Consider the following 20,420-nt stretch of genomic DNA (forward strand, 5'->3'; position numbering starts at 1 on the left):
AACGAGCCGGCGAGGAGATAAAGCGGGAGGATGATCGCGAATGGCTCTCTTGATTTTTTTCAGGTATTTTCAAATACCCATTAGTTTGAAATCGGTTTTATCAATAGATAATCACTACTTTATATTAGTAGGGTCAGTTTTATTCAAGCAGTTTTAAGCTGCTTTTTAAGTTTAATGAGGGTTTTTATAAGAAGAAGAGTGATATATTTTCATAATATGTTTTTTATCTATATTACGTTTTTTCCTTTCTGACGACTCGAATAGGTGCATAGCATTACTGTTACCTCACCTTTTTTTCTTGTCATTACGCATCATTCGCCTTTAATCAGCAGAAAAAGCCCTGCCTTTTTATCGATTTTTTTACCTTTAAAAGTTATTAGCGAAGGAATTTAGTCAATTTTACCTTTTACAGGAAAATAAAAATAACAAAAAATATGAATTAGTAGATACTTATGGAAAATAAAGATAATTATGTATGTACATATCATGGTTCACAGCGTCGAAAATAGTCTAATGAATAGTCCTTCAACTCTATTAAAAGCAAGCAAATAACGTGATAAAGTCGAATAGGGAAGTACGATAAATGGAATGGAGGATGACGGAATGAATGTGAAAAAGAAAGTTTTATCTGTTTCTTTGTCCGGTTTAATAGCGTGGGGGGCTGTAACGGCTGTTTCTCTTCCAGTCAGTGCAGTAGGAAATGGCCCGAGTGCTGGTAATGGCTCCGTCCAAACGTCTAACCTGCATACATATGAAAGCATGGCGGCGTATTTAAAAACAGAAGACGCAAAGCAGGAAGCGATGGAGCTTGAAATCATCGGACAGACAGTAAAAGGCCGGGATATTTATATGGCCAAATATATTTCGAATCCTTTGAATCCAACCATTTTATTTTTAACCCAGCAGCACGGCAATGAGCAGCTGACTACAGAAGGAGCTTTAGAGTTTATTAAACACCTGGGTACCAGCAAAACAAAAGATGTTTTAAACCATGTAAATATATTGGTGATTCCAATGCTTAATGCGGATGGAGCCATGGGAGATGTGAATTTCTCTCTTGATGAGTATATGGCTGATGGAGATCGCCATTTAACACGGTATAATGCGAACAATATAGATTTAAATCGTGAGCATGATAAAGCCATTGGTGAGATGCAAATTGAAGTGAAATCTTTATATCAAAATGTGTTTGAAAAGCACAACATTAACTATATGATTGACCTGCATCATCAAGGAACATTAAGCGAGACCAATGGCGAATTGGTATCGGGCTCTATACTTTATCCTACAAATGCTGATGTGAAGCCAGAAGTGCTGGAGAACTCTAAAAAACTCGGTTCTGTCGTGTACCACGCTATTGAAGAAACCGGATGGGGCCATATTGGCAAATACAATGGCGGTAATGGGGTGAATATCGGGCGAAACGGGGCTGCCGTCCGATATGATATTTCTACGCTTCTTTTTGAGATGCGCGGCATGTCTGATCACTCTATAGAATCCTATGCACTTGGACAAAAAAGCAACGGCTATTTAATCAAGCAAACGATTACGACGCTCGATGCGACTGTCAGAGCCATTGCAGATGGATCTATTGAAACAGCGGATACTAGCTTCTGGGATACGCTTCCGATTCAAACGAACAGGCCGGGCGAAGAAGCTGACGAGTAAAATAATATTATCAGAAAACCCGCTTCAACATATAGAGCTGAAGCGGGTTTATTGTTCTATCATATTATCATTTTCCCCGTTTTAACATAGATTAGAAGGTCGTTGGCCTGGCTGATAAACGCAGAAAACAGAAAGGAGCACTTTTCTGCTTATTCCTAGTTGGAAACTAGTTAAGCAAAATGGAATGAATGTATTTTGGTTATCTGTAAGCATGGAGGCTTGATGGAAACAAAACAATCCTGCCGCCAACAAAACAAGGTAAAGAAAGCGGGCAAAAAACTGGGCTCCAATCTCCTTCTATATATGTTGCATATTGTTTATGTTGCGGATAACAAAATGAGGAAATAGCAGATCGAAGTATATTTCTCCTTTAGACCAAAAACGGAAAAACCCTGACGTGAAACAATCAGGGTTTTTCTCAAGGAAAGCTACTTGGTTTCACTTTGTCTATAGAAAAAGCGGTGTGCAAATTTTGCGTTAAAGAGTCTCTTTTGATCAAGCTGGGCTAATAAAATACCACAGAGAATGAGGGATGACCCGGCAAAATCTCTTGATGTAAAACTTTCTCCCCAAAAAAGAACGGCGAACAGAGCAGCAAAAATGGGCTCGGTCGCAAAAATGAGTCCGGTGTGGGTAGGGGATGTATGCTGCTGGGCAATAGCCTGGCATATAAAGCCGATAGCACTGCAAAATATGCCCAGTCCTAATATCGCAATCCATGCATCGGATGTAGCCGGCAAAGAAGGCTGCTCAAACAGCATGCTGCATACCAAAGCAATAGTGCCTGCGAAGCCTAATTGAAGGACACCGAGCGTGATCGGATTTCCTTCTTTAGCTGCCCAGCCCGTAAAAAGAATGTGAACTGCATAACTAAGCGCAGAGCCGATACACAAAAGGTCACCTAAATGGATCGTCAGAGAGGATTTTAATGTGAGTACACCAATGCCGGTAAGGGTGATCATCACACCTGTTCCTACTGTCCATGACGGCAGGCTTCTTTTCAGTAAGCTATGCAGCAGGGGAACAAAAACAACTGTAAGGCTTAAAAGAAACCCCGCTTTAGAAGCGGAGGTCATGCTGACGCCGAAAGTTACCAAAGTAAAAACAGAAAATAATAACACCCCTAAAACAAAAGAAGACGTGAGCGTTTTAATATTGATGTTGACAACCTGCTTACGGAATAAGATACCGGCGATGAAAAAAGCGATTAAGCACCTTAATGCAATAATATTAAAAGCGCCAAGTGAACCGAGCCCCATTTTCATAAACACATAGGACAAGCCCCAGAACATATTTACTCCGATCATCATAACAGTCGCTTTTAGCTGAATACTCATTTTAGTCATCCCCTTTATGTTCCTCTCTTACTAACATACAAAGGGATTTACCATTAGTAAAATGAATCTTTATAATTAATTCCATGAATTAATTTAATGAAAGGAGACGAAAATGAGCTTAGTAAAATATGAAATTTTAAATAAAGTGGCCGAGATGAAAAGCTTTACCAAAGCGGCAGATGTTTTAGGACTAACACAATCAGCTGTCAGTCATGCTATAACCGGTCTTGAATCAGAATTTGGCTTTTCTTTAATACATCGGAATCGATCCGGCGTTACCCTGACCAGGGAAGGGGAAGAGATGTTGGTGACGATTCGGAAAGTTTTATACTTTAACGAAAAAGTACATCAAGAAGCAGCCGGCATAACAGGGCTGATAAAAGGAACATTAAAAATTGGCGTGTTCACCAGTGTATCGGCGAACTGGCTTCCGGATATTCTTAAAATCATGGAAAACCGCTACCCTTATCTCCGGATAGAGTTAATAGAAGGGGATTATCTTGAAATTGAACAGTGGCTGTTAAGCGGAGAGATTGATTGCGGATTTATCAATATGGAGCACTCCGATCAGTTTAATGTAATCCCGCTGAAAAAAGATCGGCTGTTATGTATTGTTTCCAATGAAAGCAGTCTTTATCATCATGCTTCAGTCCGTTTTGAGGATCTGGAAAAGGAGCCGTTTATTATGCCGGCGTATGGCGGTTATCACGATGTGAAGCGCTTATTTGAAGAAAACAGTATTCAGCCAGCTGTTCGTTTTGAATTAATGGAAGAGAGGGCCATTATGTCTATGGTGGCCCATCATTTAGGCGTGAGTATTTTGCCTGAAATGGTGCTGGACCCGCTTTTGCCGGAACTTCGCGCGATTCCTTTAGAAACAGACAGCTACCGTTCCATCGGGCTTGCGACCCGCTATGCGCTTTCTCCTGCTGCAGAAAAGTTTGCCCAAATCACTCAATCATGGGTCACGAATAATTGAAAATACACAGGTATTGTGAGCAAAAAGGCAATGAGGGTTGAGAGTGGGTACTTCGTTAAACAGCCAGGGAATAGCCTGTGCAGTTGCGGAAGCTTTGGCTTTAAAAAGCCAAAGTTCTCCGTAGTGTTCCAAGAAAAAGACATTTCATTATATAGTCTGGTGGCAATAGCGAAGAGGTCACACCCGTTCCCATCCCGAACACGGCCGTTAAGCTCTTCAGCGCCGATGGTAGTTGGGGGTTTCCCTCTGTGAGAGCAGGACGCCGCCAGGCAAGAAGTGAGGACAGCAAAAGCTGTCCTTTTTTGTTTTTTTAAATCGATTTTGTCCAACATAGGAGCGTCAATCCAGATTAAGGAAACATATAGGCTACTAAGTAACCACCATAGAATACAAACTTTTGTCTCTTAAAAAAGTTGTCTGGTTTAGTGTTGACAATCCAATCGAAGAAACAGCAAGGAAAAGTTATCATACAAGAGATTAGATTAATAGAATATTCTCAGCCTGCTAGTAGAAAAATATTATTTTTAAAGGAAAAAGAAGAACGGATGGAGAACTATTTTGTAATATAAGCGAAAAGAAAGCAGTTTGATGGCAGTTAATGTAGTCAAGTCAGTTGCCTGCAAAAAAAGTAAGCGCTATCAAGAAGCTTTGAGATGTAACCATGTCTTGTAAAGAGGACGCTCGCTTAGATGAGATATGTAAGAATATAACAATTTAAGAGGAAGGATGAACAAAGATGGCAGAAGAAAAATACAAAAAGCTGCAAGAAATTCTTGAGGAAATGCAATCAGTCGTTGTCGCTTTTTCAGGTGGTGTGGACAGCACCTTCTTGTTAAAAGCTGCCGTCGACACGCTAGGCAAAGAAAATGTGCTCGCAGTTACAGCAGATTCAGAAACATATCCATCCAGTGAATTAAAAGAAGCACAAGCACTTGCTGCACAAATTGGCGCGCCTCATCTTGTGATTGAAACATCAGAGCTCGCCATTCCAGGCTACACAGAAAATAATCAAAGCCGCTGCTATTTTTGCAAAAGCAGTTTGTTTGACCACTTAATTCCGGTTTTAGAGGATCACGGTTTTCAAAACATTGTTTATGGGGTCATTGCTGATGATATGAATGAATTTCGACCAGGCATGAAGGCAGCAAAAGAAAAAGGAATCCGCGGCCCGCTGCAGGAAGCCAATTTGTTTAAGGAAGAAATTCGCCGTTTGTCACAACAGTTTCATCTGCCAACCTGGGATAAGCCGTCTTTCGCCTGCTTGTCTTCAAGGATTGCTTATGGGGAAGAGATCACAAAAGAAAAATTAACAAAAGTAGAGAGAGCAGAAGCATACTTAAAGTCACTTTCGATCCGCCAAGTGCGTGTCCGTACGCATGGAGAAATAGCCCGGATTGAAGTAGAGCCTGCCGATCTTGCCCTTATACTTGAATACCATGCGGCAATTGATAAACGTCTGAAACAGTTTGGCTATAAATACGTATCACTTGACCTCGCCGGCTACAGGAGCGGCAGTATGAATCAGTCATTAAAAAAGGAAGAAACGGAATGGCTGAAAAGCGTGTAATAAAGCTTGATATCTAAACAGCAGAGATAGATTTGGTCAGAACAAAATACATAATCAAAAGCAGGTGGAAAACGTGATTGATGATATTTTAGCACGTGTGGAAAGCGGAACATTAACCGCTGCCGAAGCAAAAGAAAAATTGGCTTCTTATGAAGATCTCGGTTTTGTAAAAATTGATCATCACCGGCATAAACGACAGGGAGTTCCGGAGATCATTTTTGGGGAAGGAAAAACGGCTGAGCAGATTTTGGCGATTATCAAGTCGTTGAAGGGGCGCGGTCATGAAGTGCTTGCTACGCGTGTTTCCGAGGAAAAAGCAGCGTTTATTTTAAATGAACTGCCGGATCTATCGTATAACGAAATCGCTCAAACATTGTCTTTCGTAACGAAGAAGCCATCTGGAGAAGGTTTTATCGCTATTATATGTGCGGGTACGTCAGACCTGCCAGTCGCAGAAGAAGCAGCGGTTACAGCGGAGACGCTCGGTGTACCGGTACGCCGTTTTTATGATGTGGGCGTGGCGGGGCTTCACCGGCTGCTTGATCATATTAGCGAGATACGCGAGGCAGCTGTTTCGGTCTGTGTGGCCGGCATGGAAGGTGCACTTCCAAGCGTGCTGGGCGGCCTTGTTGAAAATCCGATTATTGCTGTACCGACCAGCATTGGATATGGAGCTAACTTTAATGGATTATCTGCACTGCTGTCGATGCTAAATTCCTGTGCATCCGGAGTAAGTGTGGTAAATATCGATAATGGTTTTGGAGCGGCTTACAACGCGGTGCTCATTCACCGTCTTGCATATAACAACAAAGGAGAAACAACATGACAATATTATACTTTGACTGTTTTTCAGGGATTAGCGGCGATATGGTTATTGGTGCTCTTTTAGATGCTGGCGCCGATTTTGCTCAAATGGAGGAAGAACTAAAAAAACTGAACATGGAAGGTGAATATACACTTTCAAAAAAAACTGTAAACAAAAATGGCATTACCGCTGTTAAATTTGATGTAGAGCTGAATCAAGAAGAAAAGAATGGTTATCATGATCACGGCCACAGCCATAGCCATGCACATGACCATCATGATCACGGCCACAGCCATAGCCATAGCCATGTACATGACCATCATGATCACAGTCATAGCCATAGCCATAGTCACTCACATGATGATCATGACCATGACCACAGCCATAGTCATTCGCATGACCATCACCACCGTGCGTATAAACAAATCGCTGAAATGATTGAAGCAGCCGGATTCAATAAAGCGGTTACAGATACAGCTCTGTCCATTTTTAAAAAGATCGGCGAAGCGGAGGGAAAGATTCATGGTCTGCCGCTTGAACGTGTCCATTTTCATGAGGTGGGCGCTGTTGATTCCATCGTCGACATCGTTGGGACAGCCATTTTAATGGATCAGCTCGGCGTCACCAAGATTTATTGTTCTCCGATCCCGACTGGAAGCGGCCATATTCACATTGATCACGGAATATATCCGGTTCCCGCACCCGCAACACTGGAAATCTTAAGAGGTGTCCCTATTGCACGGACAGCGGTTAAAGGCGAGCTTGTAACACCGACTGGTGCAGCAATTGCGGCTGTATTAGCTGACTCATTTGGCACAATGCCATCTATGACGGTTGAAAAAATCGGTTACGGCGCCGGCACGAAAACATTTAAAGACCGTCCAAATGTGTTGAGAGTAGTTATTGGAAAGGAATGAACAAGTATGAACAGTCACCGTCCGCCGAATGAAGAGCATAAAGACAGCGGTATGATCAAAATGGAAGTTAACTTAGATGACATATCAGGAGAATGGCTTGGCTATGTTATGGATGTATTATTGGAAGCAGGCGCCAACGATGTATTTTACACACCGATTTACATGAAGAAAAACCGTCCTGGTGTGCTTCTTCAGGTTCTTTGTGCTGCCCAGGCGGCTCCCCAAATAGAAGCTATTTTATTTCGTGAAACAACGACTCTTGGCGTTCGTTATTATCCGCTTACTGTCCACCGTCTGGAAAGGCAGTTTATCCAGCTGGAAACGAAATGGGGACTGGTTACAGTTAAATATGGCCTTATGGATGGGGACATTGTGCAGCGTGCTCCAGAGTATGAAGAGTGTAAAGCGATTGCTGTGAAATGGAATGTGCCATTAAAGGATGTGTATTTGGAAGTTTGGAAGCATTTAGAGAATAAACGGACCTGAATATCCTTGTTTTCAAAGAAGAGAATGATCAATCGCAAGCAAAGAAGAGAAGTCATGACTGGAATTTAAGATAAATATATTCCTTCATGATTAAACAGAAAAACAAGTTGTCAAAATAGTTTAAAAATATGTTGACACCCACTAAATGAGGTAGTTATAATCAGCTTAGGTTATAAATTATAAAACATTGTTCTATAATGTAAAACAAACTTGAAGTTGTTTTCTTTCAAGTTATTTTTTACAGTCCCTATGTAAGCGCTTCAAATTTAGTTGGCAGGAAAGGAATAAGCAGAAAACTTTTCTCATCAAATATGAGAACGTAGTTTTATATTATAAAACTACTTGCAGCGAGAGGTTCCATTAATAAAAAATAAGCCAATTCAGGGAGGACAAAATGAAAAAAACGTTTCTTGGTGTGCTAGCTGCTTCTGTGACGAGTGCAATGATTCTTGCTGGATGTAACGGTTCCGAAGAAGCTGCTTCAGGAGGGGGGCAGACAAAAACGATTAAAGTGGCTAACTACTTTGCAGAAGACCATCCACAAAATATCGCATTAAAAGAAAAATTTAAAACGATGGTAGAAGAAGAGAGTGGAGGTCAATTAAAAGTTCAGATTTACGCAAACAGTACGCTAGGAGCTGAAAAAGAATTTTATGATGGTGTCCGAAACGGAACAATCGAAATGGGCATTCCAGGCTTAATTATGCAGGCAGATATTCCAAAGATGGGTGTTCCTGAATGGCCGTTCCTATTTAGGGACTTCGAGCATGTAAAGAATGTATTAAATGGTCCGATCGGTGAAGAAATAACCGCTGATTTAGAACCGAAACATGGAGTTACTCCACTTGCTTGGAGTGCAAATGGATTTAGAATGTTCTCAAGCAACCGCACGATCGAAAGCATGGAAGATTTTGACGGCCTCCGTCTCAGAATGCCGAACATTCCAAACTATATTAAATTAGGTGAATCGCTTGGGGCAAACGTAAGTCCATTACCTATTTCTGAAGTATTTACAGCGCTTGAACAAAAGGTAGTGGATGCTCAGGACAATCCAATCGCTACGTTGAGAAATTCAGCATACTACGAAGTTCAAACAGATGTACTGGAATCGAAGCATATGTTCAGTCCAAATATTTATATCATTAACACCAAGTTCTTTAATGGATTAACAAAAGAACAGCAGGATATTATTCAAAATGCTGCCAAAGAAGCTGCTGAATATGAGTTTGACTTGCTGGAAAAAAGCTATGAAGAAGATAAAAACTTCCTTGAGGAAAATGGCATAAAATTCACAACACCAGATGAAAAGTTTGCAAAAGAAATGGAAGAAGCAGCGAAGCCTGTATACGATGATGCTTTCAAAGAAAATGAGTGGGCAGAAGAGCTGGTTGAAAAAATTAAAGCAGAATAAGTAAGCGCTTTAATAAGGAGAGTGAAGAAATAAGATGAATAAACTATCGAGATATCTAGAAAACACTTTGAACATTGTCATGGCTGTTTCATTAGCAGTTATGGTCGTTCTCGTATTCGGCAACGTAGTTCTTCGCTACCTTTTCAATTCAGGTATTACCTGGTCAGAAGAAATGTCACGCTACCTTTTTATTTGGCTGACATTTCTCGGTGCCATTGGCGCTTTTAAAAACAAAGAACACTTAGGTGTGGACATGCTGATTAAGCGGCTTCCTACTAAGATGAAAAAAGTCGTCATCGTGATCAGTGATTTACTGATATTACTCGTCCTTTACCTTGTCCTTGACGGCAGCTGGAAGATGACGATGATTAACATTGACAGCAAGGCGCCAGCTACAGGCCTGCCGCTGGCTTTTGTATATGGGACAGGCATTTTAGTCAGTATTTCTATGGGAATCATGACCATTTATAACTTGTATCAAGTGGTGTTTAACAAAATCAAAGATGAGGATTTAGTTAAGATTAGTGATTCAGAAGAATTGATTGCCCTTCACGAAGAGGAATTTGTGACAGACGACATCATGATAAGCAAGGAGGAGAAAAAGGCATGATCGGTGTATTTGTCGGATCTTTACTCGGTGCAATGGCATTAGGAATGCCGATTGCCTTTGCCTTGCTTGTAAGCAGCGTTATCTTAATGTACGCCCTTGGTATTTTTGACAGCCAGATTATCGCGCAGAACCTCATCAGCGGCGCAGATAACTTTCCTCTGATGGCGATTCCGTTCTTTATGCTGGCGGGAGAGTTAATGAATCAAGGAGGACTGTCGCGGCGGATCGTTGAAATGGCGATGACGCTGGTTGGCCATATTCGCGGAGGCCTTGGCTATGTAGCTATCATTGCGGCTTTATTATTTGCGAGTATCTCTGGTTCAGCTGTAGCCGATACAGCAGCTCTTGGTGCCGTCTTAATTCCGATTATGGCTAAAGCCGGCTATAACGTAAATCGTTCGAGCGGACTCATTGCTACAGGGGGAATTATTGCCCCGGTCCTGCCGCCAAGTATTGGTTTTATCATTTTCGGTGTGGCAAGTGGTGTATCTATTACCCAGCTGTTTATGGCGGGAATTGTGCCCGGCCTATTAATGGCTCTCGGCCTGGTGGTTACATGGGCGGTTGTGGCCCGCAAGGATAAGGTAGAAGTGCAGCCCCGCGCATCCGCCAAGGAGATGCTTGCTGCTGTTCGCCACGGAATCTGGGCTTTATTCCTTCCGGTTATTATTATTGCAGGATTGAAATTCGGAATTTTTACACCGACGGAAGCGGCGGTTGTAGCCGCTGTATACGCACTATTTGTCGGTCTTGTTGTATACCGTGAATTGAAAGTGAAAGACTTATTCAACGTATTTGTTCATGCAGGCAAGATGACCAGTGTCGTCATGTTTCTTGTGGCAGCCGCACTCGTTTCCTCCTGGCTGATCACGGTGGCTAACCTGCCTGGCGCAGTCATTGGAATGTTAGAGCCGTTCCTGGACAAACCGCTCCTTCTGCTCATTATGATTAACCTGCTGGTGATCGTAGTTGGAACCGCCATGGATATGACGCCGACGATTCTAATTTTAACCCCTGTTTTAATGCCGATTATTGACGCAGCGGGCATTGATCCTGTTTACTTCGGTGTCCTGTTTATTTTAAATAACGCGATCGGACTGCTTACGCCGCCAGTTGGAACGGTCTTAAATGTCATGTGCGGAATAAGTAAAATTAGTTTAGAAGATTTGATGAAAGGCATCTGGCCTTTCCTGCTTGTAGAAGTCATTATCTTAATTTTGTTAATTCTGTTCCCTTCATTAGTATTAGTCCCTCTTGAATGGTTTACATCTTAAGAGGAAGAAAACAATAATTAGGCTTAAATACACTTATTAACAATAGTTTAGGAGGAATGAGGATGAATACTTGGCTGAAACGTTTGGCTGCTGGCGTTGTACTGCCGGGAGTTTTACTACTCGGAGCCTGTAGCGATGGTGGAGGGAATGCCACCAAAACTGGAAGCGCTTCAACGGAAGGCATTCAGGAAAGAACGATTAAAGCAGGAATTGGAAACAGTGAAAAACACCCCCAGGGACAGGGAATGGTCAAGTTCAAAGAACTGGTTGAAGAAAACAGCGGCGGAAAAATGAAGGTTCAAAACTTTTTTGATGCTACGCTCGGTGATGACCAAAAAATGACGGAAGCACTTCAGGCCGGCATGCAGGAGGTAACGGTGCCATCCACTTCACCGCTTGTCGGAACGATCAAGGAATTTGGGATTTATGACTTCCCATTTGTTTTTAACAGTGAAGAAGAAGCGTATGCAGTTCTTGACGGTGCAGTCGGCCAAAAGCTTTTAGATAAATTGCCGGAGCATGATCTGGTTGGTCTTGGTTACTGGGAAAACGGCTTCCGGAATTTAACAAACAGTAAACACCCAGTGGAAACAGCTGCTGATTTTAAAGGCCTCAAAATTCGCACCATGCAAAATGAAGTGCATTTAGATGCTTTTTCAAAATTAGGAGCGAATCCATCGCCGATGGCTTTCTCTGAAGTGTTTACCGCGCTGGAAACAGGCACTGTAGACGGCCAGGAAAATCCGCTCGCAACCATCCAAACACAAAAATATTATGAAGTACAAGACTATTTGAGCATTACAAAACACGTTTACACACCGTTTGTTTTCCTTGTCAGTAAAAAGTTCTGGGATGGCTTGTCGGAAGAAGAACAAAAGATTATGAGCGAAGCAGCACAAGAAGCGGGCAAGTATCAGCGTGAATTGAATCAAAAAGAAAATGAAAAAGCACTAAAAACTTTAAAAGAAGAAGGAATGAAAATCAACGAGGTAACACCAGAGGAAATGGAAAAAATGAAAGAAATCATTCAGCCGGTAACAGACGAATATGCCCAAAAGTTTGGTGCTGATCTTGTAGAAGAAATGATGGCCGAAGTTGAAAAAGTGCGCGGCAATTAATCCAGCGCTTCAGTAAGGAGATCAAATAATGGATATTATTGCAGAGCTTTTACGAGACATCCAATTACCAAAAATGGTGAAAGTAAAACAGAAATTTCATGCACCTGAACTCGCTGATACAGCGGGTGAGGTGCATGAAGCCATAAAGAAAGCGGATGTTTTATCAAGGATTTCAAAAGGAGATCGTGTAGCCATTGCTGTAGGCAGCAGAGGGGTCGCGGATCTTCCTATACTCGTCAGAGAAACGGCAGCGGCTGTAAAAAAAGCAGGCGGGGAGCCATTTATCGTACCGGCAATGGGAAGCCATGGGGGAGCCACAGCGGAAGGACAAATTGATGTGCTGCTTCAGCTGGGGGTTACGGAAGAAGCGGTTGGGGCACCGATACATTCTTCAATGGAAGTAGAAAAACTCGGCGAATTGCCGAACGGGCTTCCTGTTTATATGGACAAGCTTGCTTTTGAAGCAGACAAGATTATCGTGATCAACAGGATCAAGCCACATACGGCTTTTCGCGGGCCTGTGGAAAGCGGCTTAATGAAAATGATCACCATCGGTCTCGGCAAACAAAAAGGAGCCGAAGCTGCACATGCATACAGCTTTAAATACATGGCTGAACATGTTCCGGAAATGGCGAAAATCTCTTTGGCGAAAGCACCGATCATTTTCGGTTTAGCCACACTGGAAAATGCTTACGACAGGCCGGCCAAAATGGTCGCAGTACCAGCAGAAGATTTGGAAAAAGCAGAGCCGGATTTGCTGCTGGAAGCCAAATCCCTTATGCCAAAAATTCACTTCGATAAGTTTGATGTGCTCATAGTAAATGAGCTTGGCAAAGACATTTCAGGTGACGGAATGGATCCGAATATTACGGGCAATTTTGCCACGCCGTATGCATCAGGCGGACCCGATATAGCGCGGACTGTCGTTCTCGGATTGACGGAGAAAACGCATGGCAATGCCAATGGCATCGGGATGGCCCATATGACAACGAAAGAAGTCGTTGACCAAATTGCTTGGGAAAAAGGGTATGCCAATGCTCTTACCAGCACTGTTATTGAAGTAATTAAGCTGCCGATGGTGTTAGCAACGAAAGAGCTGGCGGTGAAAGCAGCGATCAAAACCTGCAATGCCTTTGATTTATCGAAAGTGCGGCTTGTCCGGATTCAAAATACGTTAGAAATCGGTGAAATATGGATTTCAGAAAGCATGATTGAGGAAGCGGAACAAAACCCAAATCTAGAAATCATTTCATCGTTAGAGCCGCTTTCACTTTAAAAAAGGAGGAGCACGCGTATGACCCACTTATATCCATTGATTGAAAATGACATTAACCCGTATCGGGACAATGTGCAGGGAAAAGCAAACGAACCAATTACGGTCGCCGGGCTGCTTGATCGGTCAAAGCAGGTGCTTGGTTCTACATACGAAGGAGGAAAACCGGACTGGACGCTGGAAGAAATTTATATGCGTTTAGAAAAAAATGCCCCGCGCATCGCGATTATCGGCGGGTCTTCCGATCATCCAGCCCATATTATGGATTATCAAACGTCCGCCAGGGCAGCAATCCGTATCTGGCAAAACGGCGGGGTCCCATTTTACTTTTCAACTCCGGTGATGTGTGACGGAACAGCACAGAACAATCAAGGGATGAGCTATTCACTGCAAAGCCGCAACGCGGTTGCCCAGATGGTTGTCAATCAGCTTGAAGCCCACAGCTATCACGGTGCATTCGTCATTCAAGGATGTGATAAGCAGCCCTTGGGCGTCGTCAGTGCGCTGGCTCATGTTGACCGCGTCCGCCGTGAACGCGGGGAGGCTCCGTTTTTTGCAACGTTTGCACCGGCTCATGTATTGGAAGGCGGGTCCATACCGGATGATGTAATTGAAGAATTGGAGGCGCTGGCCCGGAAAGCAGAAGAAGAAGGAGCAGCAGACGTAGCGCTCGATTTGCGCGATACAATGGCTTATATTCTGCAATGCTCATCTAACACAGCATTTCAAGGTGTGTTCGAGCGGGCGTACGAACGGGGCATTTTAACGAAAGAGCAGCATAAATATTTTGAAATGCGGCTCGCGGTCGCAACATGTGATGGGCAGGGCGGTGTTTGTGCTTTTAACGGAACAGGCAACAGCTCGCGGCACTTAGTGGCAGGATTGGGTCTCATTCATCCGGCGGTAGAATTGCTAACCGATCCGCCAACCCAGCGCCAGATCAATTCCGTGCTCGACAGCTTTTCTCACATGATTAATAAAGAAGAATACGGTGTGGCCAACATTGTCGGTGCCAACATTAAAAATGCGATTCGGATTCACAGCGCGTCCGGCGGCTCGACAAACTTAATGATGCATATGGTCGCAGGCATGCTGTATGCAGGATACAAATTCAGCCTTTGGGATGTAGATCGTATCCATCACGAGCATCCGATTCCAGACTTATTTGATTATAGTCTGACAGAAGGGCGCGACATTTATTCACTTGCCACGCAGTGCTGCAGCGGAACAAGCAGAGGAATGGAAACCCTGTTTTACGAATTGCTTGAGCATGGCGTACCGATGGATCAGGATGTGCCGACTGTCGCCGCTAAAACATGGCGGGAGCGGCTGGTCATTACCCGCAGCCTGCAGGCGGCCAATGTAAAAGAAAATCCAGTGATTTTGTCCACGCCGCGCCGCAGCTTCAGTGGAGTGGATGTACTGCAAGGCAACTTCTTTGAAAGTGCTGTAGTTAAAATCAGCGGGATGTCCACACCGCAGCTTGATTTGTTTGATGATAAGCTCGCATTTGTGCTGTATTACGAAAATGAAGATGATGCAAATAAAAGTCTATTGGATACAGCTCTGCTGGCCAGCATTCGTGACCAGAGATTGTTTGCCCATGAGCTGCTGATTGCTTCTTTAAAGTACAACAGCAAAGAAAATTGGCAGGATCATCAAAACAAGCCATATGACGAGCTGTTTGATTATATGGCAGAGGAAGGAATCTTAAAAATCAGCGTTATCATTGCCGGGCAGGGACCAGTCGCATTCGGGATGCCGGAAATGTTTACGCCAATGCAGCACATCAATGCAAGCCGCGTCATGAAAAAACTGGCTACTATTATAAGTGACGGCCGTTACTCAGGTGTTACTTATGGGGCGGCAATTGGGCATATGACACCTGAAGCATATGAAGGCGGCGGGATTGGCCTTTTGCAGACAGGTGACATCGTTCATCTGCAGCTTCGTGGAAGACGCATTGACTTTGTGCAGGTGGACAAGCTGTTACAAGGAGAAATTGTCCACTCATTTGAAGAAGAACTAAAACAGCAGCGGGCCAGCTTAGCGGCAGAGCGGAAACAGCGCATGAAAGTAAGACAGAAAATGGTCGCAGCCAGCAATCGAATGTATGGCCATACCGATGCCGCCAACGGCGTTGTACCTCTTGCAGTAGTGGAAGATGCAGTTCACGATTACGAGAAAGATATTGTGCTGTTCGAACAGAACATTACGGCGAAGTAATATGTGCGGGCTCGTCAAAAATCCGTTAAACTAAAACAAACGACAACGGGAGTGAGCAACATGCCTATTATCCAGTCAGTGGAAAGAGCATTGAAAATATTGGATTTATTTGACGAGCGCGATCGCGAATTAACGATTACAGAAATAAGCAAAAGAATGAATTTGCATAAAAGCACGGTTCATTCTCTGCTGAAAACACTTCAAGTGCAGCGCTATATTAAGCAGGATGAAGAAACAGGAAAGTACTCGCTGGGTTTAAAGCTTTTTGAGCGAGGCAGCTTAGTCGTTGGACACCTGGATGTAAGAAACGTTGCCAGAAAGCATTTAGAAGATCTGTCAGCTACAACCAACTTGACCGTTCACCTTGTGGTACTGGATGGGCAAGAAGGTGTTTATATTGACAAAGTAGAAGGCAGCGGTGTGACCGTCGTGTATTCAAGAGTCGGGCGCAGGGTTCCGCTTCATACGAGTGCGGTCGGTAAATCACTGGTTGCAACAAAATCAGACGAAGAGCTGAACCAGTTGCTTGAAGGCTACCTGTACACAACGCCGACGGAAAAATCGATCCGGTCCAAAGAAGAATTTTTATCTGTTATTGAGCAGGCCCGGATTGCTGGTTATTCGGTAGACAATGAAGAAAACGAGCCAGGAATATTTTGCATGGCAGTTCCGATTAAAGACTACTCAGGAAAAGTCATCGCCGCCATTTCAATGTCGATGCCTTCTTCAAAAATGAACGAGGATGTGCAGGAGGAATATGTGGCAATGTTAAAAGAATGCACCACAAAAATTTCTCAAGCGCTTGGCTATGAGTATCAAAAAATATAAACGATGATGGTTCATCACATAGGAGGATATAACAATGAGAATTATTCGCTATATGAATGGAAACGAAAAGAAGCTGGCTGTTGTAACGGAAGAAAATCAAGCAGTAGATTTACCATACGCGGACTTTATGTCTCTTGTGGCTACTGCACGTTCAAATGATAAAACCGTATTTGATATTGTAAAACAGTTGAGCCTAACAGGAGAAGGAAAAGCAATCGATTCGCTCGTTCTGACCACACCAATCGATGCGCCGGAAGTATGGGCATCGGGTGTCACATACAAAAAAAGCAAAGAAGCACGCAATTACGAAGCGACACAAGGAAAGCTTGACCGCGAAACGTTTTACGACAAAGTGTATGATGCAGAGCGGCCGGAGATTTTTTTCAAATCAACGGCTGCCCGTACAGTCGGACCGAACGATCCAGTGTACCTTCGTTCAGATTCTAATTGGCAGATCCCAGAGCCGGAGCTGGGCCTGGTACTCGATAAAGAAGGAAATGTGCTCGGCTACACGGTCGGCAATGATATGAGCTGCCGTGACATAGAAGGAGAAAATCCGCTTTATTTGCCGCAAGCAAAAATGTGGAAAAATTCCTGCTCGATCGGACCGGCAATTTTATTAAAAGAAGCCGTGAAAGATCCATATGAACTGCAAATCATTTGCAGAATTTTCAGAAACGAAGAGAAAGTATTTGAAGGCTCTGCTCACGTAAACCAGCTGAAGAGAACCTTGGATGAACTCGTTCAATATTTAGTGCGTGATAACGAGGTATTCGATGGAACGGTTCTTTTGACAGGCACATGTGTGGTGCCGCCAAATGAATTTACGCTGCAGGACCAGGATCAAATCGAAATTGAAATTCCAGGTATCGGCGTTTTGATCAACCCGGTGAAGCAAAGTGAAACAGCGGTCCAAGTAAACTAAAGAGGTGTCGGCATGAGCGGATACAAAACGTTATATTTGAGCAGCAAAGACAGTGTGGCAGTTGCGCTCGATGAGATCCCTGCCCATACAGCGGTAACCGTGAAGGTGGATGGCGAAGAACGCTCCCTGACTCTTACAGAGCCGATCCGGTTTGGCCATAAATTTGCGGTCAAACCAATCCGGCAGGGGGAGGACATTATCAAATACGGGGAAGTCATCGGAGCAGCCGTGACCGATATTCCGGCAGGCGCCCATGTTCACGTACACAACTTGGAAGGAAAACGGGGAAGAGGTGACAAAATTGCCAACTGAAAAAATGCAGTTTTGGGGTTACCGGCGTCCAGATGGACGCATCGGTGTCCGCAATCATGTACTCATTTTACCGACGATTACATGCGCAACACAGACCGCTCAGCGTGTAACGGAACTCGTCAGCGGAACCGTCACTTTTATCCATCAGCACGGCTGCGCACAGGTGGGAACCGACTACGATCAAACAGCTAGAACGTATGCGGGCATGGGCATGAACCCAAATGTATACGGTGTCATTGTGCTTGGACTTGGCTGCGAAACCCATCAGGCTCACCGGATCGGCGATGAAATTGCAAAATGCGGTAAGCCGGTCCAAACGGTTTCGATCCAGGAGCATGGCGGCACACTTCAAACGATTGCGGAAGTCGCCAAAATTGCGGTAAAGATGGTACAGGATGCCTCTATGGTCCAGCGTGAACTGTGCGATTTTAGTGAGCTGATAATCGGAACGGAATGCGGAGGCTCAGATGCATGCTCGGGTCTTTCAGCGAACCCGGCTGTCGGGCGCACGAGCGATATGATTGTAGAGCAGGGCGGCACGGCCATCCTCGCGGAGACAACAGAATTAATCGGTGCGGAGCACTTGCTTGCAAAACGGGCAGCGAATGATCAGGTAGCGAAAAAAGCGTATGCCGTCATTAAAATGATGGAAAACCGCTCCATTGAGATGGGCGTAGACATTCGAACAGGAAATCCAAGTCCCGGCAACATTGAAGGGGGCCTGAGCTCTTTAGAAGAAAAGTCACTGGGTGCCTCAACAAAGTCAGGCACCACCAGGCTGGAGGAAGTCATTGACTATGCGGAGCAGCCAACGAAAAAAGGGCTTGTCTGGATGGATACACCGGGCCATGATATCGAGCAGCTGACCGGGATGGTAGCAGGCGGCGCCCAAATTGTTTTGTTTACGAGCGGGCGCGGAACCCCAACCGGCTCGCCCATTGCTCCGGTTATTAAAATTTCAACCAATACTCCTATGTTTGAGCGAATGAATGAAAATATGGATTTAAATGCCGGCACGATTGTAGATGGACAAGAAACTGTCGCCCAGGTGGGGACACGGATTATGGATGAAATTCAAGCTGTATCAAATGGAAAGCTGACAAAGTCAGAAATCCTGAAGCAGCATGATTTCGGTATTTGGCGCATTGGACCAACATTTTAACTTAAAGGAGAGCGAAACGATGACACTCACTACATTTGAAACGAAAACCTATCAAAACTTTATTAATAATGAATGGACAGCCAGTTCTTCTGATGAAACGATTGAAAGCATAAATCCGGCAACAAAAGAAGTTGTAGGACTCGTGCAAAAGTCAACAGAAGAGGATTTGAATAAAGCGGTTGAAGCAGCACACCAGGCGAAAAAAGCATGGCGGCGGATCGGCCAGGCAGCACGCGGACAGTTTTTATTTAAAGCTGCCAATATTTTAGAAGAAAACCTGGATCATATTGCGGAAACAATGACACGTGAAATGGGCAAAACCCTTCCAGAAGCAAAAGGAGAAACAGCGCGCGGTATAGCTATTTTGCGTTATTATGCGGGCGAAGGAATGAGAAAAGAAGGAGATGTTATTCCATCATCAGATAAAGATGCGCTTATGTTTACAAAGCGTATGCCGCTCGGTGTGGTTGGAGTAATTACACCTTGGAACTTCCCAGTCGCCATTCCGATTTGGAAATTTGCCCCGGCTCTTGTTTATGGAAACACAATTGTCTGGAAGCCGGCGACAGAAGGCGCCGTAACAGCAGCGAAAGTTGCCGAGTGCTTTATGGAGGCAGGATTGCCGGAAGGTGTTTTTAATTTTATTACCGGTTCGGGTTCAGTAATTGGGCAGGGGCTGATTGACCATCCTCTTTTAAATGCCATCACGTTTACAGGTTCAGAAAACGTTGGCCAGAACGTGGCAAAATCAGCTGCTGCCCGCGGTATTAAATTCCAGCTTGAAATGGGCGGAAAAAACCCAGTTATCATTACGAAGGATGCGAACATCGATCAGGCAGTAGAAGCTGTGATCAGCGGCGGGTTCCGTTCTTCCGGCCAGAAATGCACAGCGTCAAGCCGGGTGATTGTAGAAGAAGCGGTCTATGAGGAGTTCAAAGAAAAGCTTGTGGCAGCCACTGAAAAAATTACCGTTGGAAACGGCCTGCAAGAAGGAATCTGGATGGGACCGTGCGCAAGTGAAAGCCAGTTTAATACAGTAACAGAAAGCATTGAAAAAGGCCGGCAGGAAGGAGCTACATTGATTCACGGCGGTGAAGTGCTGACCGGTAGTGAGTATGATAATGGATTTTTCGTAACACCGGCGATTTTTGAAAATGTTACATCAGACATGACGATTGCGCAGGAAGAGATCTTCGGACCAGTCATTGCCCTTATTAAAGCAGCTGATCTTGAAGAAGCCATTGAAATGGCGAACGATACGAAATACGGATTGAGCGCTTCTATTTTCACATCAAATATCAGCTCTCTCCTTGAATTTATTGATGAAATTGAGGCAGGCCTCGTGCGTATCAATGCAGAAAGCGCTGGTGTGGAGCTGCAGGCGCCGTTCGGCGGCATGAAAGCTTCAAGCTCAGGGTCACGCGAGCAGGGTGAAGCGGCCAAAGAATTCTTTACCGCGATTAAAACCGTATTTATTAAAGGCTCTTAAGAAAACAGCATTTCAATTTACTGTTGGATGAGG

General features: G+C 44.1%; 16 protein-coding genes, 1 rRNA gene and 1 pseudogene. 17 read left to right on the forward strand and 1 reads right to left on the reverse strand.

What is annotated here, in order from left to right; genetic code table 11:
• Positions 1-603 precede the first annotated feature (603 nt).
• Positions 604-1,668 (forward strand): M14 family zinc carboxypeptidase, encoded by a 1,065-nt coding sequence (locus M3221_RS17015; protein WP_251272923.1) that lies wholly within the window; start codon positions 604-606, stop codon positions 1,666-1,668.
• A 428-nt stretch (positions 1,669-2,096) separates the two neighbouring features.
• Here the strand turns inward: M3221_RS17015 and M3221_RS17020 are convergent, their stop codons facing one another.
• The gene (locus tag M3221_RS17020; RefSeq protein ID WP_251272924.1) at positions 2,097-3,005 is read right to left on the reverse strand and encodes a DMT family transporter; all 909 of its coding nucleotides are present in this window, start codon (positions 3,003-3,005) and stop codon (positions 2,097-2,099) included.
• A gap of 112 nt (positions 3,006-3,117) precedes the next feature.
• Between M3221_RS17020 and M3221_RS17025 the strand changes: the two genes are divergently transcribed.
• The 16 genes and pseudogenes from M3221_RS17025 to gucD all read left to right on the forward strand — a co-directional run bounded on the left by M3221_RS17025 (position 3,118) and on the right by gucD (position 20,387).
• Positions 3,118-3,984, forward strand: a complete 867-nt coding sequence (locus tag M3221_RS17025) for a LysR family transcriptional regulator (RefSeq protein ID WP_251272925.1) — start codon at positions 3,118-3,120, stop codon at positions 3,982-3,984.
• A 155-nt stretch (positions 3,985-4,139) separates the two neighbouring features.
• Positions 4,140-4,255: ribosomal RNA gene (gene rrf / locus M3221_RS17030) — 5S ribosomal RNA — on the forward strand.
• Between the two features lie 465 nt (positions 4,256-4,720).
• A complete protein-coding gene (larE, locus tag M3221_RS17035; protein ID WP_251272926.1) occupies positions 4,721-5,551 on the forward strand; it encodes an ATP-dependent sacrificial sulfur transferase LarE in 831 nt (276 codons plus the stop codon).
• Between the two features lie 73 nt (positions 5,552-5,624).
• Positions 5,625-6,377: a nickel pincer cofactor biosynthesis protein LarB gene (gene larB, locus M3221_RS17040; RefSeq protein WP_251272927.1), complete on the forward strand. Its 753-nt coding sequence runs from the start codon at positions 5,625-5,627 to the stop codon at positions 6,375-6,377.
• 41 nt (positions 6,378-6,418) lie between these two features.
• Positions 6,419-7,759, forward strand: a pseudogene (gene larC, locus M3221_RS17045) (nickel pincer cofactor biosynthesis protein LarC).
• Between the two features lie 394 nt (positions 7,760-8,153).
• Positions 8,154-9,170: a TRAP transporter substrate-binding protein gene (locus M3221_RS17050; protein ID WP_251272928.1), complete on the forward strand. Its 1,017-nt coding sequence runs from the start codon at positions 8,154-8,156 to the stop codon at positions 9,168-9,170.
• 34 nt (positions 9,171-9,204) lie between these two features.
• Entirely contained in the window at positions 9,205-9,780 is a 576-nt protein-coding gene (locus M3221_RS17055; RefSeq protein ID WP_251272929.1) for a TRAP transporter small permease, read from the forward strand.
• Complete coding sequence (locus M3221_RS17060; RefSeq protein WP_251272930.1) at positions 9,777-11,054, forward strand: TRAP transporter large permease subunit; 1,278 nt, start codon at positions 9,777-9,779, stop codon at positions 11,052-11,054. Before M3221_RS17055 ends, M3221_RS17060 begins: the two co-directional genes overlap by 4 nt.
• Before the next feature lie 56 nt (positions 11,055-11,110).
• Positions 11,111-12,172 carry a TRAP transporter substrate-binding protein gene (locus tag M3221_RS17065; RefSeq protein WP_251272931.1) on the forward strand — a complete coding sequence of 354 codons (1,062 nt, stop codon included), beginning with the start codon at positions 11,111-11,113 and terminating at the stop codon, positions 12,170-12,172.
• Positions 12,173-12,200: 28 nt separating this feature from the next.
• Entirely contained in the window at positions 12,201-13,448 is a 1,248-nt protein-coding gene (locus M3221_RS17070) for a nickel pincer cofactor-dependent isomerase, group 22 (protein ID WP_251272932.1), read from the forward strand.
• Positions 13,449-13,466: 18 nt separating this feature from the next.
• Entirely contained in the window at positions 13,467-15,671 is a 2,205-nt protein-coding gene (locus tag M3221_RS17075) for a dihydroxy-acid dehydratase domain-containing protein (RefSeq protein ID WP_251272933.1), read from the forward strand.
• Positions 15,672-15,731: 60 nt separating this feature from the next.
• Positions 15,732-16,499 (forward strand): IclR family transcriptional regulator, encoded by a 768-nt coding sequence (locus M3221_RS17080; protein WP_251272934.1) that lies wholly within the window; start codon positions 15,732-15,734, stop codon positions 16,497-16,499.
• Positions 16,500-16,533: 34 nt separating this feature from the next.
• Positions 16,534-17,424, forward strand: coding sequence for a fumarylacetoacetate hydrolase family protein (locus tag M3221_RS17085; protein WP_251272935.1), 891 nt, complete (start codon positions 16,534-16,536; stop codon positions 17,422-17,424).
• Between the two features lie 12 nt (positions 17,425-17,436).
• Positions 17,437-17,736: a UxaA family hydrolase gene (locus M3221_RS17090; RefSeq protein ID WP_251272936.1), complete on the forward strand. Its 300-nt coding sequence runs from the start codon at positions 17,437-17,439 to the stop codon at positions 17,734-17,736.
• Between the two features lie 4 nt (positions 17,737-17,740).
• Positions 17,741-18,898: a UxaA family hydrolase gene (locus M3221_RS17095; protein ID WP_251272976.1), complete on the forward strand. Its 1,158-nt coding sequence runs from the start codon at positions 17,741-17,743 to the stop codon at positions 18,896-18,898.
• Positions 18,899-18,917: 19 nt separating this feature from the next.
• Entirely contained in the window at positions 18,918-20,387 is a 1,470-nt protein-coding gene (gene gucD, locus M3221_RS17100) for an alpha-ketoglutaric semialdehyde dehydrogenase GucD (protein ID WP_251272937.1), read from the forward strand.
• The last annotated feature ends 33 nt before the right edge of the window (positions 20,388-20,420 follow it).

This window comes from Domibacillus indicus (genome assembly GCF_023715895.1).
Classification (GTDB): Bacteria; Bacillota; Bacilli; order Bacillales; family Domibacillaceae; genus Domibacillus; species Domibacillus indicus_A.